Source organism: Bacteroides sp. HMSC067B03, from assembly GCF_001811315.1.
GTDB lineage: Bacteria > Bacteroidota > Bacteroidia > Bacteroidales > Bacteroidaceae > Bacteroides > Bacteroides faecis.
Map to the genome: position 1 here is coordinate 139,628 of NZ_KV804369.1, position 25,628 is coordinate 165,255.

26 protein-coding genes are annotated in these 25,628 nt (G+C 45.7%); 18 read left to right on the forward strand and 8 right to left on the reverse strand.

What is annotated here, in order from left to right; genetic code table 11:
- The first annotated feature begins 60 nt into the window (after positions 1–60).
- The 5 genes from HMPREF2794_RS15615 to HMPREF2794_RS15635 all read left to right on the forward strand — a co-directional run bounded on the left by HMPREF2794_RS15615 (position 61) and on the right by HMPREF2794_RS15635 (position 5,992).
- Complete coding sequence (locus HMPREF2794_RS15615; RefSeq protein ID WP_022302204.1) at positions 61–1,578, forward strand: DUF4301 family protein; 1,518 nt, start codon at positions 61–63, stop codon at positions 1,576–1,578.
- 168 nt (positions 1,579–1,746) lie between these two features.
- On the forward strand, positions 1,747–2,370 hold the full coding sequence (locus HMPREF2794_RS15620) for a chloramphenicol acetyltransferase (RefSeq protein ID WP_022302203.1): 624 nt from the start codon (positions 1,747–1,749) through the stop codon (positions 2,368–2,370).
- A 38-nt stretch (positions 2,371–2,408) separates the two neighbouring features.
- Positions 2,409–3,737 carry an acyloxyacyl hydrolase gene (locus tag HMPREF2794_RS15625; RefSeq protein WP_022302202.1) on the forward strand — a complete coding sequence of 443 codons (1,329 nt, stop codon included), beginning with the start codon at positions 2,409–2,411 and terminating at the stop codon, positions 3,735–3,737.
- Between the two features lie 50 nt (positions 3,738–3,787).
- Positions 3,788–4,954 carry a formate-dependent phosphoribosylglycinamide formyltransferase gene (gene purT, locus HMPREF2794_RS15630; RefSeq protein ID WP_070751845.1) on the forward strand — a complete coding sequence of 389 codons (1,167 nt, stop codon included), beginning with the start codon at positions 3,788–3,790 and terminating at the stop codon, positions 4,952–4,954.
- 99 nt (positions 4,955–5,053) lie between these two features.
- Positions 5,054–5,992, forward strand: a complete 939-nt coding sequence (locus HMPREF2794_RS15635) for an outer membrane beta-barrel protein (protein WP_070751847.1) — start codon at positions 5,054–5,056, stop codon at positions 5,990–5,992.
- 127 nt (positions 5,993–6,119) lie between these two features.
- Here the strand turns inward: HMPREF2794_RS15635 and HMPREF2794_RS29005 are convergent, their stop codons facing one another.
- From HMPREF2794_RS29005 to HMPREF2794_RS15645, 3 genes are read right to left on the reverse strand one after another with little or no spacing between them, the layout of a single operon-like run.
- Positions 6,120–6,221: a smalltalk protein gene (locus tag HMPREF2794_RS29005; protein WP_022302200.1), complete on the reverse strand. Its 102-nt coding sequence runs from the start codon at positions 6,219–6,221 to the stop codon at positions 6,120–6,122.
- Between the two features lie 57 nt (positions 6,222–6,278).
- On the reverse strand, positions 6,279–6,740 hold the full coding sequence (locus HMPREF2794_RS15640) for an N-acetylmuramoyl-L-alanine amidase (protein ID WP_055269459.1): 462 nt from the start codon (positions 6,738–6,740) through the stop codon (positions 6,279–6,281).
- A 30-nt stretch (positions 6,741–6,770) separates the two neighbouring features.
- Positions 6,771–7,280: an HU family DNA-binding protein gene (locus HMPREF2794_RS15645; protein ID WP_022302198.1), complete on the reverse strand. Its 510-nt coding sequence runs from the start codon at positions 7,278–7,280 to the stop codon at positions 6,771–6,773.
- A 270-nt stretch (positions 7,281–7,550) separates the two neighbouring features.
- On the opposite strand from HMPREF2794_RS15645, the gene HMPREF2794_RS15650 reads away from it, so the two are divergent.
- Complete coding sequence (locus HMPREF2794_RS15650) at positions 7,551–7,796, forward strand: DUF4248 domain-containing protein (RefSeq protein WP_010538191.1); 246 nt, start codon at positions 7,551–7,553, stop codon at positions 7,794–7,796.
- Between the two features lie 157 nt (positions 7,797–7,953).
- On the opposite strand, the gene HMPREF2794_RS15655 is transcribed toward HMPREF2794_RS15650, so the two are convergent.
- On the reverse strand, positions 7,954–10,329 hold the full coding sequence (locus HMPREF2794_RS15655; RefSeq protein ID WP_081030816.1) for a DUF3987 domain-containing protein: 2,376 nt from the start codon (positions 10,327–10,329) through the stop codon (positions 7,954–7,956).
- 96 nt (positions 10,330–10,425) lie between these two features.
- Positions 10,426–10,902 (reverse strand): hypothetical protein, encoded by a 477-nt coding sequence (locus HMPREF2794_RS15660; protein WP_224207167.1) that lies wholly within the window; start codon positions 10,900–10,902, stop codon positions 10,426–10,428.
- Positions 10,903–11,640: 738 nt separating this feature from the next.
- Here HMPREF2794_RS15660 and atpD point away from each other — a divergent pair.
- The 12 genes from atpD to HMPREF2794_RS15715 all read left to right on the forward strand — a co-directional run bounded on the left by atpD (position 11,641) and on the right by HMPREF2794_RS15715 (position 23,196).
- A complete protein-coding gene (gene atpD, locus HMPREF2794_RS15665; RefSeq protein ID WP_055269438.1) occupies positions 11,641–13,158 on the forward strand; it encodes a F0F1 ATP synthase subunit beta in 1,518 nt (505 codons plus the stop codon).
- 12 nt (positions 13,159–13,170) lie between these two features.
- A complete protein-coding gene (atpC, locus tag HMPREF2794_RS15670) occupies positions 13,171–13,416 on the forward strand; it encodes an ATP synthase F1 subunit epsilon (protein WP_010538187.1) in 246 nt (81 codons plus the stop codon).
- Positions 13,417–13,462: 46 nt separating this feature from the next.
- A complete protein-coding gene (locus HMPREF2794_RS15675; protein ID WP_010538186.1) occupies positions 13,463–13,897 on the forward strand; it encodes a hypothetical protein in 435 nt (144 codons plus the stop codon).
- The gene (gene atpB / locus HMPREF2794_RS15680; protein ID WP_010538185.1) at positions 13,881–14,996 is read left to right on the forward strand and encodes a F0F1 ATP synthase subunit A; all 1,116 of its coding nucleotides are present in this window, start codon (positions 13,881–13,883) and stop codon (positions 14,994–14,996) included. Before HMPREF2794_RS15675 ends, atpB begins: the two co-directional genes overlap by 17 nt.
- A gap of 116 nt (positions 14,997–15,112) precedes the next feature.
- Positions 15,113–15,370: an ATP synthase F0 subunit C gene (gene atpE / locus HMPREF2794_RS15685; RefSeq protein WP_004295758.1), complete on the forward strand. Its 258-nt coding sequence runs from the start codon at positions 15,113–15,115 to the stop codon at positions 15,368–15,370.
- A 69-nt stretch (positions 15,371–15,439) separates the two neighbouring features.
- The gene (atpF, locus tag HMPREF2794_RS15690; RefSeq protein WP_008761391.1) at positions 15,440–15,943 is read left to right on the forward strand and encodes a F0F1 ATP synthase subunit B; all 504 of its coding nucleotides are present in this window, start codon (positions 15,440–15,442) and stop codon (positions 15,941–15,943) included.
- Between the two features lie 5 nt (positions 15,944–15,948).
- Complete coding sequence (locus HMPREF2794_RS15695) at positions 15,949–16,509, forward strand: F0F1 ATP synthase subunit delta (RefSeq protein ID WP_010538184.1); 561 nt, start codon at positions 15,949–15,951, stop codon at positions 16,507–16,509.
- Positions 16,509–18,092 (forward strand): F0F1 ATP synthase subunit alpha, encoded by a 1,584-nt coding sequence (gene atpA, locus HMPREF2794_RS15700; RefSeq protein WP_010538183.1) that lies wholly within the window; start codon positions 16,509–16,511, stop codon positions 18,090–18,092. Before HMPREF2794_RS15695 ends, atpA begins: the two co-directional genes overlap by 1 nt.
- A 148-nt stretch (positions 18,093–18,240) precedes the next feature.
- Entirely contained in the window at positions 18,241–19,137 is an 897-nt protein-coding gene (locus HMPREF2794_RS15705; RefSeq protein WP_010538182.1) for a F0F1 ATP synthase subunit gamma, read from the forward strand.
- Between the two features lie 131 nt (positions 19,138–19,268).
- Entirely contained in the window at positions 19,269–20,054 is a 786-nt protein-coding gene (locus HMPREF2794_RS15710) for a hypothetical protein (RefSeq protein WP_022300872.1), read from the forward strand.
- Positions 20,036–20,404 carry an LruC domain-containing protein gene (locus tag HMPREF2794_RS29950; RefSeq protein WP_022300873.1) on the forward strand — a complete coding sequence of 123 codons (369 nt, stop codon included), beginning with the start codon at positions 20,036–20,038 and terminating at the stop codon, positions 20,402–20,404. The genes HMPREF2794_RS15710 and HMPREF2794_RS29950 overlap by 19 nt, the downstream gene beginning before the upstream one ends.
- Before the next feature lie 233 nt (positions 20,405–20,637).
- A complete protein-coding gene (locus HMPREF2794_RS15715) occupies positions 20,638–23,196 on the forward strand; it encodes a helix-turn-helix domain-containing protein (RefSeq protein WP_010538181.1) in 2,559 nt (852 codons plus the stop codon).
- A gap of 93 nt (positions 23,197–23,289) precedes the next feature.
- Here the strand turns inward: HMPREF2794_RS15715 and HMPREF2794_RS15720 are convergent, their stop codons facing one another.
- The 3 genes from HMPREF2794_RS15720 to HMPREF2794_RS15730 all read right to left on the reverse strand — a co-directional run bounded on the left by HMPREF2794_RS15720 (position 23,290) and on the right by HMPREF2794_RS15730 (position 25,453).
- A complete protein-coding gene (locus HMPREF2794_RS15720) occupies positions 23,290–23,910 on the reverse strand; it encodes a LysO family transporter (protein WP_008761396.1) in 621 nt (206 codons plus the stop codon).
- A complete protein-coding gene (locus HMPREF2794_RS15725) occupies positions 23,907–24,185 on the reverse strand; it encodes a LysO family transporter (RefSeq protein WP_070751848.1) in 279 nt (92 codons plus the stop codon). The genes HMPREF2794_RS15720 and HMPREF2794_RS15725 overlap by 4 nt, the downstream gene beginning before the upstream one ends.
- Positions 24,186–24,544: 359 nt before the next feature.
- Entirely contained in the window at positions 24,545–25,453 is a 909-nt protein-coding gene (locus tag HMPREF2794_RS15730) for an SDR family oxidoreductase (protein WP_055269443.1), read from the reverse strand.
- Between the last annotated feature and the right edge of the window lie 175 nt (positions 25,454–25,628).

Below are 25,628 nucleotides of genomic sequence, written 5' to 3' on the forward strand. Positions count from 1 at the left end.
TTCGGCAAGAAGTAAATAACATTTTGTATTTTTGGGCATCAATTAATAAAAATAGATATTATGATAACGACACAGGACAAAGAGTTGCTTGCCAAGAAAGGCATCACGGAAGCGCAGATAGCAGAACAGCTGGCTTGCTTCCAGACAGGTTTTCCTTATTTGAAACTGGATGCTGCCGCTTCCATAGAAAAAGGCATATTGGCTCCTGACGCAGAAGAACAAAAAGTATATCTGGCTGCATGGGATGCTTATAAAAATACGGATAAGATCATCGTGAAGTTTGTTCCTGCTTCGGGCGCTGCCAGTCGTATGTTCAAGAATCTGTTCGAGTTTCTGTCCGCAGAGTATGACAAACCTACTACAAAGTTTGAGCAGGCATTCTTCGACGGAATCAAGGATTTTGCTTTCTATGACGACTTGAATGTAGCTTGTCAGCGTACAGCCGGAAAAGATATTCCGGGATTGATGGAAGAAGGTAATTACAAAGCTGTAGTAGCTGCCCTTCTCGAAACTGCCGGACTTAACTACGGAGCACTTCCGAAAGGTCTGCTCAAATTCCATAAATATCCCGAAGGTTCACGTACTCCGCTTGAAGAACACCTTGCCGAAGGTGCTATGTATGCAGCCGGAAAGAGTGGCAAAGTCAATGTACACTTCACCGTTTCTACCGAACACCGTGAACTCTTCAAGAAACTGGTGGAAGAGAAAGCCGCGGCATTCGGCAAACGTTATGGAGTAGACTATTACATTACCTTCTCCGAGCAGAAACCGAATACCGATACCATCGCCGCCGATATGGATAACCAACCGTTCCGTGACAACGGCAAACTCCTGTTCCGTCCGGGTGGTCACGGTGCGCTGATCGAGAACCTTAACGATCTCGATGCCGACATTATCTTCATCAAGAATATCGACAACGTAGTACCCGATAAACTGAAAGCCGACACCGTTACTTATAAGAAACTGATTGCCGGCGTACTCGTGTCCTTGCAGAAGAAGGCATTCGAATACCTCGAATTGCTCGACAGTGGAAAGTATACACATGAGCAAATCATGGAAATTCTCCAGTTCCTGCAAAAACAACTTTTCTGCAAGAATCCCGAAACGAAGAACCTCGAAGATGCCGAACTGGTGATCTACCTGAAGAGCAAACTGAACCGTCCGATGCGTGTATGCGGTATGGTGAAGAATGTAGGCGAGCCGGGTGGCGGTCCGTTCCTTGCTTATAACAGCGACGGAACTATCTCCCTGCAAATCCTCGAAAGCTCTCAGATCGATATGAACGATCCTGCCAAAAAGGAAATGTTCGAAAAGGGTACGCACTTCAATCCGGTAGACTTGGTTTGTGCCGTACGTGACTATAAAGGTCACAAGTTCGATCTGGTGAAATATGTAGATAAAGCGACAGGCTTCATCTCTTATAAATCGAAGAACGGAAAAGACCTGAAAGCTCTAGAACTCCCCGGTTTGTGGAATGGTGCTATGAGCGACTGGAATACCGTATTCGTAGAAGTCCCTCTGACCACTTTCAATCCGGTGAAGACAGTGAACGACCTGTTGCGTGAACAGCACCAGTAAGAAGATACCGCGTTTGACTGATGAAATATGTAGTTAGGCACGGATTACGCGGATTACACGGATAAAGAGTTGGGTTCTATATAAAAATAGGATCATAAAAGAAATCCGTGTAATCCGCGTAATCCGTGCCTAAATCTAATTGCAACATAATTTTAAAGAGTGTTTAGGATGAATCAGATAGAAAAGATCATCGACCTTGCTACATGGAACAGAAAAGAGCATTTTGAGCATTTCAGCGCATTCGATGATCCCTTTTTCGGAGTGACGGTCCATGTAGACTGCACCCGTTCTTATGAGGAGGCAAAAGCAAAAGGCGTTTCCTTCTCCCTTTTACTACTACATCGTATTATCACTGCCGCAAGCAAAGTCGAAGAATTCCGTTACCGTATCGAAGGAGACAAAGTGGTCTGCTATGACAGTCTGCTTCCCGAAGCGACGGTAGGGCGTGCCGATCACACGTTCTCTTTTGCCGCCTTTGAGTACGATCCGGATGAACTCACTTTTATTCGCAAGGCAAAAGCCGAAATGGAGAGGCTGCAAGGTACCACCGGGCTCAATAAAGGAGGTACTTTCCATCCCAATGCCATTCATTACTCAGCTGTTCCCTGGCTGGCCTTTACCGACATGAAGCACCCCACAAATATGCGTTCGGGTGATAGTGTCCCCAAAATATCTACCGGAAAATACTTTCGGGAAGGCGAGAAACTGATGCTTCCCATTTCCGTCACTTGTCATCACGGACTGATGGATGGTTATCATGTTGCCAAATTTATTGAAACGCTTGATTTATGAAACTGTCAGGAGGCCCCGGAGACTAATATGTCGACACTATGAGAAACGCGATTGAGAGATGGAAAGCCATCGTTCTTTGTTCCGTTATGTTTTGCCTGCCGGAAGTTGTTCTGGCAGAGCAAGGAACTTCCTGTGACAGTGTACCGCACCCATCCGGATATGCTGAAAACCTTTTGCGCAGCGGAAGTTATTCAAGATATCCGGAACTCACGGAAAACGTGGGAAGTGCCGGAGTATACATCCCGCATCGTTTCATCCATCGTTTGGGGATAGAGGCCCGTCCGCAATATGTATTTCCTACCAATCCTTTCCTGCAAGGAGAGAACGAGCGTTGGAAGCCGGTTCAGGCATCGTTTGCCGCTCATCTGAAGTACTCGTTCAAGTTTCGTCCCAACACTTGTGCCGACCGTATTTACGGTGGAGCTTATCAAGGCGTCGGTGTATCTTTTTCGACTTTTGGCGATAAGAAACAGTTGGGCGATCCTTTCTCTTTCTATGTATTTCAAGGCGCCCGGATCGCTCGTTTCTCCTCCCGTGTCTCGCTCAATTATGAGTGGAATTTCGGTCTGTCCGCCGGATGGAAGCCTTATGACAATTACTATAACACCTATAATGGTGCTGTCGGGTCACGGATGAATGCCTATATCAATGCCGGAGTGTATGTGAATTGGGCGTTTTCCCGTTATTTCGATCTTATAGTCGGAGGTGATTTCACTCATTTCTCCAATGGCAACACTAAATATCCGAATGCGGGAATCAATACTACCGGAGCTAAGATCGGAGTCGTTTACAATTTCAACCGTACGGAAGAAGACCTTTCAAAACCGTTTTGTCAGCCTGTTGTTACCCGTTTTCCCCGTCACATCAGTTATGATGTCGTGCTGTTCGGGTCATGGCGTCGGAAAGGCGTGTGGGTAGGCGAGAAGCAGATAGCGTCTCCCAATGCATATCCGGTTGCCGGATTCAATTTCGCTCCGATGTATAACCTGAGTTATAAGTTGCGTGTAGGTGCTTCGCTGGACGGTGTCTATGATGGCAGTGCCAATGTATACAGAGAAGAATATGGGAGCGGCAGCTCTACCCGTGAGTTTCTGAAACCGGGCATTCAGCACCAATTGGCTTTGGGACTTTCGGCGCGTGCAGAGTATGTGATGCCTTATTTTACGATTGGGGTCGGCATGGGAGCCAATGTGCTCAGTCGTGGAGATATGAGAGGCTTTTATCAGATTCTTGCATTGAAAATAGACATCACCCGCAGCTCCTTCCTTCACATCGGATATAATTTGCAGGACTTCCAGACACCTAACTATCTGATGCTCGGACTCGGTTTCCGTTTTCACAATAAATATCCGAAGGTGCGTCATTAATAAAAAGAAATATACTAATTTTGCATCACTAACATAAAACACTCAAAATAATGAAGAAAATACTGTTGCTCGGTTCCGGAGAATTAGGAAAGGAATTTGTGATCTCTGCACAGCGCAAAGGTCAGTATATCATTGCTTGTGACTCTTATGCCGGAGCACCTGCTATGCAAGTTGCCGATGAATTTGAAATATTCGACATGCTGAACGGTGAAGAATTGGAACGTGTTGTAGAAAAGCATCATCCGGATATCATCGTTCCGGAGATTGAGGCCATCCGTACGGAACGCTTGTATGATTTCGAAAAGGAAGGTATCCAGGTAGTGCCCAGTGCCCGTGCTGTCAACTTTACGATGAACCGTAAGGCAATACGCGACCTTGCCGCTAAGGAACTCGGACTGAAAACAGCCAGATATTTCTATGCCAAGACACTGGACGAGCTGAAAGCGGCAGCCGCTAAAATCGGTTTCCCTTGCGTTGTTAAACCGTTGATGTCTTCTTCCGGCAAAGGACAGTCCCTTGTCAAGAGTGCCGATGAACTTGAACATGCCTGGGAATACGGATGCAGCGGTAGCCGTGGTGATATCCGCGAATTGATTATCGAAGAATTTATCAAGTTCGACAGCGAAATCACTCTGCTTACAGTTACGCAGAAAAACGGACCTACACTGTTCTGTCCTCCCATCGGGCACGTACAGAAAGGGGGAGACTACCGCGAGAGCTTCCAACCGGCACACATCGACCCTGCACATTTGAAAGAAGCCGAAGAAATGGCTGAAAAGGTAACCCGTGCCCTGACAGGTGCCGGACTTTGGGGAGTAGAGTTCTTCCTGAGTCACGAAAACGGGGTCTACTTCTCTGAACTTTCTCCGCGTCCGCATGATACCGGTATGGTAACATTGGCAGGAACACAGAACCTGAATGAGTTTGAACTTCACCTGCGCGCCGTGCTCGGTTTGCCTATCCCCGGCATCAAGCAGGAACGGATCGGTGCAAGTGCCGTCATCCTTTCTCCGATTGCGAGCCAGGAACGTCCCCAATATCGTGGCATGGAAGAAGTAACGAAAGAAGAAGACACTTATCTGCGCATCTTCGGCAAACCGTTTACCCGTGTCAACCGCCGTATGGGAGTCGTGCTTTGCTATGCGCCGCTGAACGCCGATCTGGATGCGTTGCGTGATAAAGCGAAACGAATTGCGGGGAAGGTAGAAGTATACTAAATAAAACAAACAAGAGTGAGTCAAAAGCAAAATTCACTATCCTTTTGCTTTTGATTCTCTTTCTTATTATATTCCTTTATATAGCTAATAATGAAAAACATGAAAGAGACTAAACTATTAGCAGTTACTGCTATTCTATTACTGACTTCCTGTTCGCCTAAAGTGGTCACTCATATTGTAAGAACCTATCCGAATCCCGTTCCGGCAGATTCGGTTTATGTCATCGAACCGGGAGATACAGTTCCCAACACAGCCGAAACACTCGGAAGTGTTTCTGTTGTAGACCGGGGTACATCTAGAAATTGCCGATACGATCAAGTGCTGCGTCTGGCACAAGAAGCCACCGGAAAGAACGGTGGAAACGGGCTCGCCATTACCGAACATGTGAAACCTTCTTTTTGGGGAAGTTCCTGCCATCAAATCAACGCTTTAATGCTTCACCTGACGGATACGAAGGTGAATGCTACCGAAGGAAATCCTGTGCAAGACATGATCGATCTTGGCCGGGTGGCTGTGAGAGAAGAAAAGGAAAAGCGGAGAGCACCCGCCAACACGTTCGAAGCGAGCTTCGGGTATGGTTGGGTGACCAGCAAGATGTACGATGTCAACGGTGCGGCCTTAGACTCGAAAGGAGGAATCGAGTGGAAGCTCGGCTACGAATATACGTGGAGCAACGGTATGGGAATCGGACTGCAATATTCCGGTTTCAGAAAGTCTTTTTCCGATGGAGGAGACATGACGCTTTCTTATATAGCTCCGGAGTGGGTAGGCCGCTCGAAGTTCGACAGATGGATCTTAAAATCGGGGCTTGGAATAGGTGTTTTCCTTTATCATGATCCCCTCTACAATGCTGCCGGATTCGGTTTTCATGCCATGGTGGGAGTGGAGTATATGCTTTCCGCCAATTGGGGGCTCGGTCTGACCCTGAACGGGGTTAGCGGCAGTATGCCCAAGCAGGACTGGATGCTGCTGAAAGAAGATGAACGTTGTGGAATCACCCGCTTTAATCTGCTGGGCGGGTTGCGTTACTACTTCTGAATCTAACTCCTTTTTTCAGGAAGAATATCAACGTTTATACTGTACTTGGATATAAAAAAAGAGAGAGGGCAGAAGTCTGAAACTGCATCCTCTCTCTCACGTTTATAACATTGTTATTTCTCTGGTCTTACAGATTGATCGCATTACCGCCCAACGCTCCCAGCACTGCCGAAGCCACTGCGATGACTACTTTCAAAATGGTATCCCAAAGGGATCTCTTGACTGCCATAACTTTACACACCTCCTTTCCGACTCTTAAAATGATTGATTACTAAGTGAATCATTACTAAATGCTTGGTTGCTCCTGAAAACTTTCCTCCTTTACCTCAAAGCATGGACACGCTTTGATCCACTCTTCCGGTTCGATCTCTCCATTCCCGTTACGGTCCGGTGACAAGTCACGATGACCGCACACCCGGCAACCGGGAAATTTCGCTTGCAACTGATGCACCAGCAGCCGGAGTGCTGCCCGCTGTTCCGGCGTCCGGGTATCTGCCGGGCGTCCCCGGCAGTCCAGCCCGCCTTCGTAGCAAATTCCGATACTCTCCGCATTAAATCCGCGTACATGCGCTCCGATTCGCTCAATAGGGCGGGTGAGAAGTGTTGTGCCGTCCTTGCGGATATAGTAGTGATAGCCTGTTCCGTTGAAACCACGGCGGCGGTGCATCGTGTCCAGATCAAAGGCTGTCAGTTCCTTGTCTTCACGGGTGGCGGAACAGTGAATCACGATCAGACTGATCTTTCTCATGCCTGTTGTACGGTTCATGACCTGCTGCCGCTATACGGTTGGGTCCGGAGCTTCCTCGTCGCCTCCGCCACCTTCGTTTCCACCGCCGCCGGGTTTGTTGTCTTCGCCTGATCCGTCACCTTTCTTCTTTTTCGGAGCTTCGAGGTCGAGAAACTCGATCTTGTCACCGGCACGGGTGGACGTCAGGTTGGGACGGACGCTGCTGGAAGGACGGAAGTTGATTTGTATAGACTTGATATTCTTCACCGTACAGTCTTCTTTGGTGGTTGCTCCCGACGTATGGGCAGAGAGGCTGAATACGCCGAAGTCTCTGATATTAACTGATTTTCCGTCGAAGAGCGCCGCCCGCATTGCTTCCACATAGTTGGTCAGTACGCTTTGGATATCGCCCAGAGAGAGGGAACTCTTGTCTTTCATGATGTAGGCGATGCTGTCGAGGTCTACACTTTGCCCCATCGTCACCAGTTGGGGGTGGTACTTCAGCACCCCGTCAATTTTTCTCGGGTCTTTGCGACCCACTCTTTTAAATGGTATTGCCATGATGATAAATTAAAGTTTATAAATTAATGATTACAGATTGTTGTTTTGACAATCAGTGTCGGGAGAGAGAATGAGCTCTGTTTCTTTCTTTCGATGTGTCAAAGATACTCTGATTTTCCGGGGTAGTTGTATGTACTTTATCGTACTTTGTGTTACTTTTATACAGATCGTATTTACTTTGTTTTCAATTGATTTTATTTTACTTGTTTCCTTGTGTGCGCGAATATGTTTTAGTATATTTGGAGTACGAAAGAACTTAATAACAACGATATGAAAACAGAAAGAGAAGAGGCGGAAGAGAAGCCGTTTGTCATTCGTCCGTATTTGAAGTCGGAGCTGGCTCATAAATACAATCCACATTTGCCATTGATTTATGCCATGCAGAAACTACGGGGATGGATCAGGAATAATAAAGAACTTAATGATGCCATGTATAGCGGTGGGGAAGGGAAAAACGATCATGCTTATAGTACCAGGCAGGTCAGGCTGATCGTGAAGTTTCTCGATGAGCCGTGAATTTGTTTTTCGATGAGTCATCCGTCTGCAAGGAGGAAAATAAATTAGCTATTAGCATATTTCGATTAGCTATTAGCTAATTTGTTTTTGCTAATAGCTAATCCTGATTTGCTGATAGGGCTTATTTCAAAGTCCAGTAAAGTCCGGAAAATCCATATTAGATTTTCAGAATATACGAACCGTGAGCTAATTTGCTGATTCTCCCTGCTTTAATGCCTTTGTTTAATAAGTAATAAACGGTGCTTCTTGAGAGGTTCAATTCCTCTCCCGAAGTACATGCTTCTTGGGCTGAAAAACTCTTTTTGAGTTTCGCCAGAAGTCGCGAGAGATTATCGGGCGATTGTAGCGGTTTTGTATCTTCGGCAGAGCTTTTTACCGAAGTACTGACCAGTTTGCTATGTTCGAAGCAACACAGCACGATGGCGAGCGCCGCTTTGAAATGCTCGTCCGAGCAGTATATTTCGGGCACTTCCATTCTCATGGTTGCTTTGTCGATGGCGGAGAAAATGCAGCAGATGCGTGCCGTTATCACTCCATAACGTTTCACCACACCCAGCAGGTCATCATTACCTAGCAGGTCCGTATCTTTGAGCAGTTGTGTGAAAACCCGGTTGAACTCTCTTTTCTGTGTATCTGTCAGCTTTACTTCCGTAGGAGAATCTTTCAGGAATAAAGCCATCTGTGCGAAGCGCATGGACAACTCGTTAAAGAGATCGTCTGCACGCACCTTTTCCTCTGCAAACACATCCTGCCATGCCGCCGGAAGTCTGAAGGTATTGATCAGAAAGCGGTTGTACAGTCCTGTCTCCATGGTTGGGATGAATAGAATGAGACTGGAGGGAGTGCCGGTGAGAAAAGCCGACAGGGAGGGATATTCGACTTTCAGCGGATGTCGTCCGTTGATCTTGTAAGACGAACTGATCAGCTCGTGCTCGAATGCCTTGCAGAGGATGTCGTCGAAGTGCCCGTAATCTTGGTTGCGGGCTGTGCTGACGCTGCTGGCTTCGGTACTGGTGAGCAGGGAAGAACAACTTTGGTTGTTGATGAGGTGAGTGATGAGCTGCGCCCGGCTGATGTCGGCAGGGATAAGCGGAAATGCCAGCTTCGGTTCCTCCGGTTCGTCCGGCAGGTTAGTGGCGGCAGTATTCTTTTTGCGTGCCGCCTGCAAGGAGAGGGTGTAGTCTCTGAGTGCTTTCTTGTATTCCTTTTCGATCTTCAGGCTTTGCTTCTCCCAATACTCACAGTAGTGCTTGTGCAGGCGGATTCCGTAGCCGATGAGATTCTTGTTGGCACCGGAGGAAGCTACGACGATGCAGTAGATGTTCGGCTGATAATTTCGTCGGTTGTAGCGGATGTTTACGCTGGGGAGCATACTGCTTATAGTGGTAATGCATGACAACAATAGTCCGTCCCTTTCACGCTCGTCTCTTGCGATGGAGACGCACTCTTTAAAGATGGCGGGAATGAAATCGTAAATTTCGCCAGGAAAGGTCGGAGTATGTTCTCTGAGCTCTTCTCCGATGATTTCATCCTCCTTTTCTGCCGGATTTTCGTTTTCTGAAAATCCTATAGGGGACTTTTGGACTTTACTGGAATTTGACGGAGGATTTTCGAAACTTTCCGTCTCTTCCGCAGTCATTACATTCTGGTAAGCTGATTTTACAGTACGTGCGATTTCGGATTCGCGGAAGTTGTCTTCTTCCAGGGTGCGAACCAATTCGGTGGTCAGTTCGTTACGTTCGATGCCGCGTTTGCAGGCAGCGCAACTGAGCCGGAAAACGGTTCCGTTCCGGTCGCCCGTTGCGGCAGGGTAGAGGGTGAGGTATGACTGTACGAAGGGAACGGCAGAAATCCGGTTGCCCGCCTTTGCAGGCGGATGTCCGTTGGAGAAAGAGACGGGAGTGTAGGTGGTGTCAGAACTGGAAGTGTCGGGAGTGTGGGTGATGCGTGGAGTGAGCGCACCGTTCGGCAGAAAGCCGTTGACGGCCTTTGCGTCACCGTTGTAGTATGCTTCCGGGTCGTAGGAACCGAAACAAGGATGAGTGATATCCTTGCATTTTCCGTCAGTCTCTACACCGAGAACGATGGAAACGAGCTTTGCCGTTGCTTCGTAAATGGCAGGATAATCATTTGCTCCGTCGATTTCTATACGAATAAACAGCTTTACCCCACGTCCGGAAATGCTGATAAACGCTCCCAGCACATATTCGAGCAGGCAGGCACGTACGAAAATATCCTTTGTCTGTTCGTCCGTATGGTCGATGTCGATGCAGAGTGCGAGTGATAGGGAGGTAAGGTTGTTTTTTGCGTGTCCCTTGTGGCATACGCCTGCGGGGATGACGCATGCCATGCTGTCTTTGATGGTTTGTGCATCGTGTTTGCGGTCTTTTGCCAAACAATTGCGGTGGCCTTCTACGGGCACTTTCCAATATCCGTTGCGCACCATTGCGAAAAAATCTTCTATGGAAATAGCTGTGGAAGATTTACTCCAAGTGTTGGTAAACAGTGACACTTGGTACATGAACTTTCTCATTTAAAATCAAATATTTTAGTTGCCGGAAGCGGGTGGTGTAGTTATCACGGGCTTCCGGCTGCAAAAATACAACTTTCGTTTTTCTTACCACATCGACTATTTTGACTGTTCTCTATTCCAATCGTCCCATTGGTCTTTCACCATTTCCTCCAGTTTTCCCAGACAGCTCTTGTAGGCTATGGCATGCTTCGGAGAGCGTTCGTCGCGGATTTCGATGCAATGGAACAGCCGTTTCAGCAAGTCCGGACAGCGTGGCATCAACGGTATCTGTTTGATGATCCGTTCTTCTTTGTTGCACTCTTTGATGTCTTTCTCCTGTACGGATTTCCAAATAAACTGTTGCTTGAAAATTTCTTTTGCAAGTGCTTCAAGTAATTCATTTTGAGTAAATAAGATGGGGAATCCGGATAGGTGACATTGAGAGATATCATCTGCTGTCAACGGATTACCTGCTTCATCTACCATCGTTACGTTTAACGTAAAGTTGCCGATTTTTTCGGCAAAAGCCAAAAGGTTTTTTTTACCATAATTTTTAGGATTAATAACGCTGCAAATTTCTTCTTTTTTTATCACATAGAATACTTTATGCTTATTTATCTTCTTCCATTTCTTCCCAATGCGGCAAAATTCTTGAAGTAACGTACCCTCTTGCCGGCTTGCCATACATACAACAGCACATGGTTTAAATTAGCTTTCCCCAAATGCACTTTTTATCTTTGTTAAGGAAGAATAGAAAAAAGAGAAGAGGAAGACTGAAATCGTTTACTGTCAGGAAAGCTTCGTGAATGGCTGTTTTTCTTTTGTGCTCGAACACAAAACTAGTTGTCTGCGCTACTATTTTATCTCTTCTATAAGTGTTTGAATATAACCGTTGAAGAAGAAAACTAAGGGGTAAAATGTAGTTTTCTGATATTTTATAAGTAACAGTCGTGTTTTTCTGTGTAATCGTAATTGAAACAGGTCTGTATTGGTGTGTTTGTAGCCATTGTTGGTCTAATAAGTGTTATTGAACGACAAATAATGAAAAAGGAAGAACAACGATGCCAATTTGTTTCTACATTTGCGCAGTTGTTTATTTAACCATTTCTTTGAAACGCCTGCAAAGCGGTTGTAGAATGCCTGTAAAACATCTGTAAAACGTGGAAAGCAGTTGTAAAAAAGAAAATGTTAAAAAGAAATAGGGCGTGATTGAACAAAAGCTAAATTTAACTGTTTAGTATAATAGATTAAAGTAGATAAAACGCGAAACGTTCCTTGTCATGCTACTAAATTCGATAGGAAAAGAAAGAATAATATAAATAAAGATTGCTTATGTCACAGATTATCGGACATATCTCACAGGTAATCGGTCCTGTGGTTGACGTGTACTTTGAAGGCTCGGATGCAGAGTTAATGCTGCCAAGCATTCACGACGCACTGGAGATAAAGAGGCCAAACGGCAAAATACTGGTTGTAGAAGTTCAGCAACACATCGGCGAAAATACGGTTCGTACCGTGGCTATGGACAGTACCGACGGACTACAGCGCGGCATGAAGGTGTATCCCACCGGAGGCCCGATCACGATGCCGATAGGCGAACAGATTAAAGGACGACTGATGAACGTAGTGGGTGACTCTATCGACGGCATGAAGGCTCTCGATCGTACAGGTGCCTATTCCATCCACCGTGACCCTCCCAAATTTGAAGATTTGACAACTGTGCAAGAAGTACTCTTCACTGGTATCAAAGTAATCGACCTGCTCGAACCGTATGCCAAAGGTGGTAAAATCGGACTCTTTGGCGGTGCCGGTGTAGGAAAGACAGTGCTTATCCAGGAACTTATCAATAATATTGCCAAGAAACATAACGGATTCTCCGTATTTGCCGGAGTAGGCGAGCGTACCCGTGAAGGTAACGACTTGCTGCGTGAAATGATCGAGTCGGGCGTTATCCGCTACGGCGAGGCTTTCAAGGAAAGTATGGAGAAGGGAGACTGGGATCTTTCAAAAGTAGACTATAACGAACTGGAAAAGTCGCAGGTATCCTTGATTTTCGGTCAGATGAACGAACCTCCGGGCGCACGTGCTTCTGTGGCATTGTCCGGACTGACGGTGGCGGAGTCTTTCCGTGATGCCGGTAAGGAGGGCGAGAAACGTGATATCCTGTTCTTTATTGATAATATTTTCCGTTTCACGCAGGCAGGTTCGGAAGTTTCGGCTCTGTTGGGACGTATGCCTTCCGCCGTTGGTTATCAGCCGACGCTTGCCACGGAAATGGGTGCGATGCAGGAACGTATCACTTCTACCCGAAAAGGCTCTATCACCTCCGTACAGGCGGTGTACGTGCCTGCGGACGACTTGACGGACCCTGCTCCTGCAACGACTTTCAGCCATCTGGACGCGACTACCGTGCTCGACCGTAAGATTACGGAGCTGGGTATTTATCCGGCTGTCGACCCGTTGGCTTCTACCTCCCGTATCCTCGACCCGCACATCGTGGGACAGGAACACTACGATGTGGCGCAGCGTGTGAAACAGATCTTGCAGCGCAACAAGGAATTGCAGGATATTATCTCTATTCTCGGTATGGAGGAACTTTCGGAAGAAGACAAGCTGGTAGTGAACCGTGCGCGCCGTGTGCAGCGTTTCCTTTCACAGCCGTTTGCCGTTGCCGAGCAGTTTACAGGCGTTCCGGGTGTGATGGTAGGTATCGAAGATACGATCAAAGGATTCAGAATGATTCTCGACGGTGAAGTAGACTACCTCCCCGAACAGGCATTCCTGAATGTAGGTACCATTGAAGAAGCGATAGAGAAAGGCAAGAAATTGCTGGAACAAGCGAAAAAATAAAAAAAGAATAGGATGAAAGAACTGCATTTGAGTATCGTATCGCCCGAAAAGAGCGTATTCGACGGAGAAGTGAAGATTGTCACACTGCCGGGAACGGTAGGATCGTTTTCTATCCTGCCGGGACATGCGCCTATCGTTTCATCGCTGAAAGCGGGAACGTTGGCTTATACTACGATGGACGACGAGGAGCATACACTGGATATTCAGGGTGGTTTTGTAGAAATGAGTGACGGGGCGGCTTCGGTGTGCGTCTCGTAGCGAAAAGACGAGATAGATTATACGTACAGCAGAAAAACACAATGACATGGTGAACATTAGTAAGACTAAACGGAATTTTATCGGGCTGAATACGCTGTTTGCAATACTGAGCGGAGCGGCGGGTGCACTGATCTTGCATATTGCCCTGCCGGGGCATTATTTCGGAGGATATCCGTTTATACCGGTTTATTTCTATATTTTCGGTTTGTTCAGTATTTATATGTTCGATGCGTGTCGGCGGCATGCTCCGCAGAAGATGTTGCTGCTCTATCTGGCCATGAAAATGATGAAGATGATTCTTTCGCTGATTCTGCTGCTGATCTATTGTCTGGCAGTGCGCGAAGAAGCCAGAGCTTTCTTGCTGACATTTATCTCGTTCTATCTGCTGTATCTGATATATGAAACGTGGTTCTTCTTCTCCTTTGAAGTGAACCTGAAACGGAAAAAGAAAAATAAGAATAAAAATGAAACAGTTGCGTAACATAGTAGCTCCGATATTTCTGCTCTGCCTGATGGCGGTAGCCAGTCTGCCGGCCTTAGCACAGGAACAGCAGGAAGATGTGACCCCGCAGGAGCAGAAGGAGAATACGGTCAATGTAAAAGAGATCGTGTTCGGACATATTGGCGACTCATACGAATGGCATATCACAACGTGGGGTAAAACGCACATTACTATACCATTACCTATCATTGTTTATAGTTCTGCTACAGGTTGGCACACGTTCCTTTCTTCCCGTCTTGCTGAGAATGGCGGCACGTATGAAGGGCTTTCCATTGCTCCCGAAGGAAGTAAGTATGAAGGCAAGCTGGTAGAGTACAATGCAGCCGGAGAGCAGGTTCGCCCGTGGGATATTTCCATAACGAAAGTGACGTTTGCTCTGTTGTTCAACAGTGTGCTATTGCTGGTAATTGTGCTGAGTGTGGCGCACTGGTACAGGAAACGTCCGCAGGGGGCATTGGCGCCGGGCGGCTTCATCGGATTCATGGAAATGTTTATCATGATGGTGAACGACGATATCATCAAGAGCTGTGTCGGACCCAACTACCGGAAGTTCGCTCCGTATCTGCTGACTGCGTTTTTCTTCATTTTCATTAATAACATCATGGGGTTGATTCCGTTCTTCCCCGGAGGTGCGAACGTGACGGGAAACATTGCGATCACGATGGTGCTTGCTATCTGTACCTTCCTTGCAGTCAATATCTTCGGAACCAAGCATTACTGGAAAGATATCTTCTGGCCGGATGTGCCTTGGTGGCTGAAAGTGCCTGTACCGATGATGCCTTTCATCGAGTTCTTCGGCATCTTCACCAAACCGTTTGCCTTGATGATCCGTCTCTTTGCCAATATGCTGGCGGGACACATGGCTATGCTGGTACTGACTTGCCTGATCTTTATATCGGCAAGCATGGGACCTGCGCTCAACGGTACGCTGACGGTGGCTTCCGTCCTGTTCAACATCTTTATGAACGCGCTTGAACTGTTGGTAGCTTTCATCCAGGCATACGTATTTACCATGCTTTCGGCAGTGTTTATCGGACTGGCACAGGAAGGCGCAAAGGTGAAGGCAGAGGATCAATGAACTGAATAAAAAAGAATAGAATGCGATGAATACGTAAAACATACGATTTACGGAACAAACGCGAATAGAGAGCAAATAAATAAACGAGAAAATAAACCATTTTAAAACTGAAAATTATGTTACTATCAGTATTGTTACAAGCCACTGCAGCAGCAGTAGGAGTAAGTAAATTAGGTGCAGCTATCGGTGCAGGTCTTGCAGTAATCGGAGCTGGTTTGGGTATTGGTAAGATTGGTGGTTCGGCTATGGAAGCTATCGCACGCCAGCCGGAAGCCTCGGGTGACATCCGTATGAATATGATTATCGCCGCCGCCTTGATCGAAGGTGTGGCTTTGTTGGCGGTAGTGGTATGTCTGTTGGTGTTCTTCCTCTAATGGATTTCAGTGCTGAAATGTTCAGCTGCGAAATCGTAAATTGTAATTTGTAAAATTGTAAATAAAATTATGTCATTACTATTACCTGATAGTGGCCTGTTGTTCTGGATGTTTGTCGCATTCGGGGTTGTGTTCGTGATATTGGCAAAATACGGTTTTCCCATCATCATCAAGATGGTGGAAGGCCGTAAAACCTATATCGATCAGTCCTTGGAGGTGGCAAGAGAAGCCAACGCCCAGTTAGCTCATTTGAAGGAGGAGGGCGAGGCGCTTGTGGCTGCTGCCAACAAGGAACAAGGACGGATCTTGAAGGAAGCAATGGAAGAACGTGACAAGATTGTTCATGAGGCCCGTAAGCAAGCAGAGATAGCTGCGCAAAAGGAGCTTGACGCAGTGAAACAACAAATCCAGATAGAGAAAGACGAAGCTATCCGTGACATCCGTCGCCAGGTAGCCGTGCTTTCTGTCGATATCGCCGAGAAGGTGCTCCGTAAGAACCTTCAGGACAAAGAATCCCAGATGGGTATGATCGACCGGATGCTGGATGAAGTATTAACCCCTAATAAGAACTAAGTAAAATGGAAGTCGGAGTACTCTCAATGCGATATGCCAAAGCGATGATCGAATACGCGCAGGAGAAAGGTGTGGAGGATAGACTCTACAACGAGTTCTTCATATTATCTCACAGCTTTCGTACCCAGCCGGGTTTGCGTGAGGCGCTTGATAATCCTGTCATCTCAATGAAGGATAAGTTGGTACTGGTATGTACGGCTGCCGACGGTGACGGTAAATCAAGCAGAGAGTTTATCCGTTTCATTACGCTGGTTCTGCGAAACAGGCGCGAAGGCTATTTACAGTTTATCAGCCTGATGTACCTGGACCTCTACCGGAAACTGAAACACATCGGAGTAGGCAAGCTGATTACGGCTGTCCGGGTGGACAAGGAGACGGAAAACCGCATCCGTTCCGCAGCAGCGCATATTCTGCATGCCCAGATGGAACTGGAGACTGTGATTGATCCCTCGATAGAAGGGGGCTTCATCTTCGATATCAACGATTATCGGCTTGATGCAAGCATTGCTACGCAGTTGAAACGAGTGAAACAACAGTTTATTGATAAGAATAGGAGAATTGTATAATGTCTGAAAATATAAGAGTAAGCGAAGTATCCGATATATTGCGCAAGCAGCTCGAAGGAATCAATACCAACGTGCAGCTTGACGAGATCGGTACGGTGCTCCAGGTGAGCGACGGAGTGGTACGTATCTACGGATTGCGGAATGCCGAAGCCAACGAATTGCTGGAGTTTGACAACGGCATTAAAGCCATTGTGATGAACCTCGAAGAGGACAACGTGGGTGCCGTTTTGCTGGGTCCTACCGACAGAATCAAGGAAGGCTTTATTGTAAAACGTACCAAGCGCATCGCCTCTATCCGTGTGGGCGAAGGTATGCTGGGACGTGTTATCGACCCGTTGGGAGAACCGCTCGACGGAAAAGGGCTGATTGGTGGTGAGCTGTACGAAATGCCGTTGGAGCGTAAAGCGCCGGGAGTGATTTACCGTCAGCCGGTGAACCAGCCTTTACAAACCGGTTTGAAGGCAGTAGACGCCATGATCCCTATCGGACGCGGACAGCGTGAGCTGATTATCGGTGACCGTCAGACAGGAAAGACCTCGATCGCGATTGATACGATTATCAATCAGCGCAATAACTTCTTGGCAGGCGATCCGGTGTACTGTATCTATGTGGCTATCGGTCAGAAAGGATCTACGGTCGCTTCTATCGTCAATACGCTCCGCGAGTACGGTGCGATGGATTACACGATTGTGGTGGCTGCTACGGCAGGTGATCCGGCTGCATTGCAGTATTATGCACCGTTTGCAGGTGCTGCCATCGGTGAATATTTCCGTGATACCGGTCGGCATGCGCTGGTGGTGTATGACGACCTTTCAAAGCAGGCTGTTGCCTATCGGGAAGTTTCGTTGATTCTTCGCCGTCCGTCCGGACGTGAAGCGTATCCGGGTGATATCTTCTACCTGCACTCCCGTCTGTTGGAGCGTGCGGCAAAGATTATCAAGGAAGAGGATGTGGCGCGCGAGATGAACGATCTTCCGGAGAGTTTGAAAAGCATCGTGAAGGGCGGTGGTTCACTTACGGCTCTGCCTATCATCGAGACACAGGCAGGAGACGTTTCGGCATATATCCCTACAAACGTGATTTCGATCACCGACGGACAGATATTCCTCGAAACGGACTTGTTCAATCAAGGTGTCCGTCCGGCTATCAACGTCGGTATCTCTGTATCCCGTGTAGGTGGTAACGCCCAGATCAAGGCAATGAAGAAGGTGGCCGGAACATTGAAGATGGATCAGGCGCAGTATCGTGAACTGGAAGCTTTCTCCAAATTCAGCAGTGATATGGACCCTATTACGGCAATGACCATCGATAAGGGACGTAAGAACGCTCAGTTGCTTATTCAGCCCCAATACAGCCCGATGCCGGTGGAACAACAGATTGCTATCCTGTATTGTGGTACGCACGGTCTGCTCCACGATGTTCCTTTGGAAAACGTACAGGACTTCGAACGCAGCTTCATCGAATCTCTGCAACTCAACCATCAGGAAGATGTACTGGATGTTTTGAGAACCGGTGTGATAGACGATAACGTGACCAAGGCTATCGAGGAGACTGCCGCTATGGTTGCCAAACAATATTTATAGAAATGAAGAATGAAGAATTAAGAATGAAGAATGGGCTGCGCTGTCAAAGCGTTGCCATCTTCCTCTTTATTCTTTTCGGTCAGTACCCAAATGGGTACTGCACGGTAAATTCTTCATTCCTCATTCTTCATTCTTAATTTAAAAAGTTATGGCTTCACTGAAAGAAGTAAAAACCAGAATAAATTCGGTAAAGAGTACCCGAAAAATCACTTCAGCAATGAAGATGGTGGCTTCTGCCAAACTACATAAGGCACAAGGAGCCATTGAGAATATGTTGCCTTATCAAAGGAAGCTGAACAAGATTTTGACCAACTTCCTGAGTGCGGATCTTCCCATTGAATCTCCTTACATAAAGGCAAGGGAAGTGAAGCGGGTGGCAATTGTTGCCTTTTCTTCGAATACATCGCTCTGTGGTGCTTTTAATGCGAATGTCATTAAGATGTTGCTACAAACGGTTGGTGAGTTCCGTACATTGGGACAGGACAATATTCTGATATTCCCGGTAGGAAAGAAGGTGGATGAAGCAGCGAAACGTCTGGGATTCCAACCACAGGAAACTTCTGCGACGCTTTCTGACAAACCTTCGTATCAGGAGGCTTCCGAGTTGGCACATCGCCTCATGAAAATGTACATCGCCGGAGAAATAGATCGGGTGGAGCTGATTTATCATCACTTCAAATCAATGGGTGTACAGATTCTGCTTCGCGAAACTTATTTGCCTATCGACCTGACACACCTAGTGGACGGGGAAGAGAAGGAAAAAGAAGAAGAAGTACAAGGAGGAGAAATAGCGAATGATTACATCATCGAGCCCTCTGCGGAAGAACTGATCGCTAACTTGATTCCGACGGTATTGAGCCAGAAACTCTTTACGGCTGCTGTAGATTCAAACGCTTCGGAACATGCTGCACGTACATTGGCCATGCAAGTGGCTACGGACAATGCGAACGAGCTGATTCAAGATTTGACGAAGCAATATAATAAGAGTCGTCAGCAGGCCATTACAAACGAATTGTTGGATATTGTGGGTGGTTCTATGCAGTAAATGTCTGTTGCATGATAATACTATTTTCGGAATCAGTATTCCGTTTTTAATATTTGTGAGGCTGGCAGTGAAATAATCTATATATTTGGAAGTTCCAAGTCTTAATAGCTAACAAAACAAATATATAGATTATGACACACAAGCGATTGTTTAACATTTCAAGTGTTATTGCTACAGCGGCATTTATTAGTGGGCTCTTGGCAGGATGTATGGAGAAAGATTTATATGATCCTAATTATGGGAAAGACCCTGTACCGGACCCTGGCGAATATTTCGGATTTGAAACACGTGGCGATGTGAAGCTTTCCGTAAATTATGACTTACCGGGACTCATTGCACTTCTTGAAGTATATGATGAAGATCCGATGGAAACAGTGGATAATGAATCGGTTAAAAAAGAAGGAATCGAAGCTTTATTCAAAATCTACACAGACAAAAACGGAAAGTATGAAGGAAAAATGAATATTCCGACTTCCGTAGAAAGTATTTATTTGTATACATCAAGTTGGGGAGTACCCCGATGCGTAAAACTGGACTTGAAAGACGGCTTGGCAAGTCTGGATATGAGTAAAATCACCTCTCCATCTGCTAATACAAAGGCAGTAACCCGCTCCTATAATTTTTCAAAAGGTAGTGTACCGTATACTATCAATTCCAGTGCAAATTTATACTCATTGTGTAAGTGGGGAAATTGCGGATTGCTTTCTTACATTGTTGATCAATCGCATCAGTATATTGATGATAATCCCAATCCCGGTTATATTACTCACATAGGAAAGGTAGGGGCTGAAGATATTGGCGTTTTCACCAAACGTATGATGCAATTCTTTGGAAATAGTGCGGATAACTCGGAACTGGTCAGGGAATCCGGAGTGTCAAACAGGCTGTTAAAGGGAAAGTGGGTACCTATACGATAACCAGAACGTTCGACAAGGCTTCTTTCAATAAAGAGAATCTGAAGGTGTATAATCCGTATATTATCGTAGGATATGCTGCAAATCAGAAGAACCGGACGGAAGTGCATTTGCCCAAGCATGAGGCAACAGCTTATGCTGACGCATCGCTTATCGGTTCTGGTAATGATGCTTATTACATTGATAGTGAAGGAGCTTATCCATTTGCTATTGATATTCCGATGTCGGATTTCGTTCCGGTAACGGAGACACATAATATTGATACGGAATACCCTTATTTCAAAGATTGGGCCGACTCTGGAGGTGCGAAACATACGAATTGGTATAAGGAATATCGGTCTCCCCAAAAATAAGAAAATAACTTTAATATAACTGTGACACGACTTTGTGTTCTTATTTGATCCGGTCCTGGTTTTCTTCAAGCGAGAAGAAGCCGGGACTATTTTTTGTTTGTCTGTCCAACATAATTATTCTTTATAGTTAAGAATGCGAATTGGATATATTTCTTACTGACTCTTTGTTTTCTTTATGTTCAGTTTCGGTGGTTGGAATCTATTCAGTACCTTTACCGAAAATTTTAGGAGACATGGAAAATAATCCGGAACTACAACTTGCTTGGCAGTTCATTGAAAATACAGGCACACATCTGTTTCTTACCGGAAAAGCCGGAACTGGAAAAACTACATTTCTAAAACGACTGAGAGAACATACACCCAAACGTATGGTCGTATTGGCTCCCACAGGGATTGCAGCTATCAATGCTGGAGGGGTAACGATTCATTCTTTTTTTCAGTTGTCTTTTGCGCCGTTTGTGCCGGAAACGACTTTCAATTCTGCCCAGATGCACTACCGTTTCAGCAAAGAGAAACGGAATATTATCCGCAGCATGGATCTGCTTGTCATCGATGAGATCAGTATGGTACGTGCAGATTTGCTGGATGCTGTGGATGCGGCTTTACGTCGTTATCGTGACCGTGAAAAGCCCTTTGGTGGGGTGCAGCTATTGATGATCGGAGACTTGCAGCAGCTGGCACCTGTGGTGAAAGACAGTGAGTGGGAGTTGCTGAAGAATCACTATGAGACACCTTACTTCTTTGCCAGCCGTGCATTGAGAGAGACAGTATATATGACGATTGAACTGAAAAAAGTATATCGTCAGAGTGATACTTTCTTCCTTTCTTTACTGAATAAGATACGCGAGAATAAAGCGGATGATGAAGTGTTGAATGAACTGAACCGCCGTTATCAGCCCGGCTTCCATCCCCGGAAGGAGGAAGGCTATATCCGGCTGACAACGCATAACTATCAGGCACAACAGGTGAATGACCGTGAACTGGCATCTTTGCCCGGACGGGCTTATAGCTTTCGGGCTGAGGTAGAGGGAAATTTCCCGGAGTACTCGTATCCTGCTGACGAAGTGCTGACCATCAAGGAAGGTGCACAGATTATGTTCCTCAAAAACGATGTTTCGTCGGAAAAACGATATTATAACGGTATGATTGGCGAAGTGGTAAGCGTAGATGCAAAGGGGATGACTGTATGCGGAAAAGATAGTACGTATGTTTTTCAGTTGCTGCCCGAAGAATGGGGGAATTATAAATATGTGCTGAACGAAGATACAAAGGAAATTACGGAAGAAATAGAAGGAGTATTCCGGCAATATCCCATCCGTCTGGCATGGGCTATCACTATTCATAAAAGTCAGGGCTTGACGTTTGAACGGGCCATCATTGACGCCCGTAACTCTTTTGCACATGGCCAAACGTATGTAGCGTTGAGCCGTTGCAAGACCTTGGAAGGAATGGTACTGGAAACTCCTTTGCGCAGAGAAGCGATAATCAGTGACCGTATTGTAGATGATTTTACGAAGAATGTGGAACAGAATAAACCGGGAAGCAAGCAACTGAATGATATGCAGAAAGCATATTTTTATGATTTGCTGAGTGATTTGTTTAACTTTTATTCATTGGATCAGGCATACAAGCGATTGCTCCGTTTAATGGATGAGGACCTTTATAAACTTTATCCGAAGCAGCTTGCCGAATATAAAGCATTGGCTTCTCACGTGAAGGAAAGAGTAGTGGAGGTTTCCCAGCGTTTCCGCAATCAGTATACGCGTCTGATCAATGAAGGGGAGGATTATGCGACAAATCAGGAATTGCAGCAGCGGATTTGCTCGGGAGCTGCCTACTTCCGTAAAGAGTTAGAGCCTGTCCGTGAGTTGTATGATAAGACGAGCATGCCTCTTGACAATAAAGAATTGCGGAAGCAACTAAATGAGCGTTTGCAGGCATTGGATGATGCTTTATGGATTAAGGAGTCTCTCTTGGAGGCGATGCAGACAGAGGCTTTTACTGTCACGGGCTATCTGAAACGGAAAGCAAAAGTGATGTTGAGTCTTGAAGGAGATACTGCTTCTTCCGGTTCTTCTGCCAAAGCTCCGAAGGAGAAAAGAGAGCGCAAGGAGCGTACCCGAGGCAATTCCGGAAAGGTAAAAGTGGAGGTTCCGACGGATATTTTGCATCCGGAACTGTATCGTGCTCTGTCGGAATGGAGGACGGCAAAGACACGTGAAGTGAGTATGCCGGCTTATGTGATCATGCAGCAAAAGGCACTGATGGGTATTGTAAATCTATTGCCTGATACACCGGGAGCTTTGGAAGCGATTCCTTATTTCGGAGCGAAAGGGGTGGAGAAGTACGGGCTTGAAATTCTGGGTATCGTACGTAAATACATGAAAGAGAATAACCTGGAACGACCGGAGATATTTTCTTCTGTTTCGAATGAAGAGAATGCACGGGAGCAGAAGTTGGCAGCGCAACATCAGGAGAAAAAGGAGAGACAAAAGGAGAAGAAGAAAGATACAAAGCTGGTGAGCTACGAAATGTTCTGTCAGGGGATGACGATCGAAGAGATAGCCAAAGCCCGTGATCTGGTGACCGGGACGATTGCTACTCATTTGGAGCATTATCTCCGTGAGAATAAAATAAAGTTAGAGCAGGTAGTGTCGGCTGATAAGATAAAGAAGGTTCGGAATTATCTGGAAACACATGAATTTATGGGCGTGGTAGCTATTAAAGCCGCATTGGGAGATGAAGTCTCTTATGCTGATATTCGCTTTGTGTTGGCGGCTGCGGGACATTAATAAAATCATTTAAAGAGATATCCCCCTTTCTTATTTCCGGTTTTGAAATTGACAGGAGTAAGAGAGGGGGATGCCTGTATAGTGAGTTACAGGTTATAGGTTACAGAAGAAAGAGACGAATACAGGCACACTGATATCGATCAGAATACCATGTAAAATAGCAATAGGAATCATTTCTTTTCCTGAATATCTGCTGATAGAAGGTAATAATACATCCATTGAATTGACACCGGCTGCTGAAATAGGAGCTAGCTTCCCGAAATACTTCTTGATGAGCGGTGTGCCCAGAAGTGCCATCATTTCACGGAAGATATTGGTGAGCAGGGCAATTGTGCCTAGCTCTGTAGCCAGCTGTATTCCGATGGTCGGTTCTTTAAACTGGGTAATCAGGATGGAAGACAGTGAATAGTATGCGAATCCGCTTCCCACTGCCATACAGTCGAATACACTCCATTGGCTTAGCAAAATACTTGCTAAGGCAGAAAACAGTAAGGTACCGGTGATGGTTCCTAGTGGGATCAACAGCATTTTCGGGTGTAAATGTGAGATGATCGCTTTCAGATTTTTGTTAGAACCGATACTGATTCCTACTTGCAGCATCAATGCGTATAGTATGTACATGGAAACGGTGTGCGTATCAAATTGGAATTTATTAAAAACTCCCATGATGCAGCCTACACAGAAAAAAACAATAACGATGAGACTTCCTTTCATTGTTTACCTCCTTTCTTGAAAAATAGTTGTAATACAAGTCGGGCAGCAAGCAAGCTCCCTAATACGCCGGATACGGCAAGAATGATTGCTTGCCATCCAAACTTACCGAGATTGTTCACAATCAGACTATTGGAACCGATGGACACTCCAAGGATAAAGAGTAACAGGAATATGGTAAGAGAAATGGTCTTTTCTGTCTTTTGCAAAATAGCCCAGTTACGCAATCCGTAGCCGATGCCGATTCCCAAAAACATGGTAGATATAATAGAGAACATATTGTAATATATTTTATTTGGTTAGGTTAAACAATTAACAAATAGCATGGATAATCCCCAAAAAGATACACATCTTATTGAAAATCAGATGAAAGTACTGCCTGTGAATAATGAATAAATCAGTAGGCCGTTTGAGTAAAAATGGGGAAGGGGAATTTAGATGAATCCGCTGAACCAATGTACATGCACGCAACAAGACGTGCAGAAATTGGGAATTTCCGCATGGAATATAGTGGCGTTATGTAATTGTAATGTTTGATTCATTATTATACTTCTTAATTTGGGTGCAAAGATAAGAAGTTATTGCATATTTTCAAAATAAATATGCAATAATTAAAAAGGGAAAGGTTGTGTATCGGTTAATTATCCCATTCCATGAGAATCTCTTTTAGCATACGTGGCCGGTAGCCAAGTATTGTACGGGCTTTTGCAATGCTCATCCCACTAAAGCGGGGGCGGGGAGTTGCTTCTTTCATATCTTTGGTTGTAATAGGATGGATAAGTGAGCGGTCCAGTTTCATGCAGTCCGCTACATGGAAAGCAATTTCCGCAATGGTCATACATTCATCGCCACAGATATGAAAAATACCATTGGCAGTGTTCTCTATCAGACGTTGCACTCCGTCCGATACGTCACCGACATAGGTAGGGGTGCGCCATTGGTCGGACACCACACGGATCTCTTGCCCTGCATTCAAACGATTCATTACGAGCTGTACAATATTTCCATGTTGTCCCGGCAGTGCTTTCCCGTAGACAATCTCTACACGAACAATGGCGTAGTTACTGCAGATTTCGGCAATCCTATTCTCTCCTTTCCATTTGGTGAAACCGTAATAGTTGACCGGAGCGGGGAGGCTCTCTTCTGTATAAAGTTGCCCGGAATTTTCATCTATCTTTCCGTCAAAAACAAAATCTGTAGATAAGTGGATGAATCGGCTTTTGTATATTTCGCAGAGATATGCCAATTGCTCTACTGCTGTAACGTTTGTAAGATAAGCCTCTTCATGATGTGTTTCACAATAATCGGGGACGGATAAGGCAGAGCAATTGATGACTGCATCGGGTTGTGCTTCTTTAAAGAGATGCTTGATAGCTGCTTCATCCCGTATGTCTGTTGTGACGAAATGATATTTACCGTCACCATTTGGAAGGATGTCCGGATGCAGGGAGCATCCTGTTGCGTTATATTGTTCCTTATTTGATAAGTCATTCAGTATCTGGCGTCCGGTGAATCCGTTTGCACCGATGATCAGTATATTCTTCATGGGTTATTTTTTATGTTATCGTTCGTTTCAGTCATCTGAATACGTTTGGGCTTAAAAGTATGGTTTTCTGTATTTATTCTCACAAAAGTAGAAAATAATTTCAAGTATATAACATTGATCTTAGGTAGAAGATGAAGTACGGACATAAAAAAAGGAGCAACGCCTTGCTCCAACC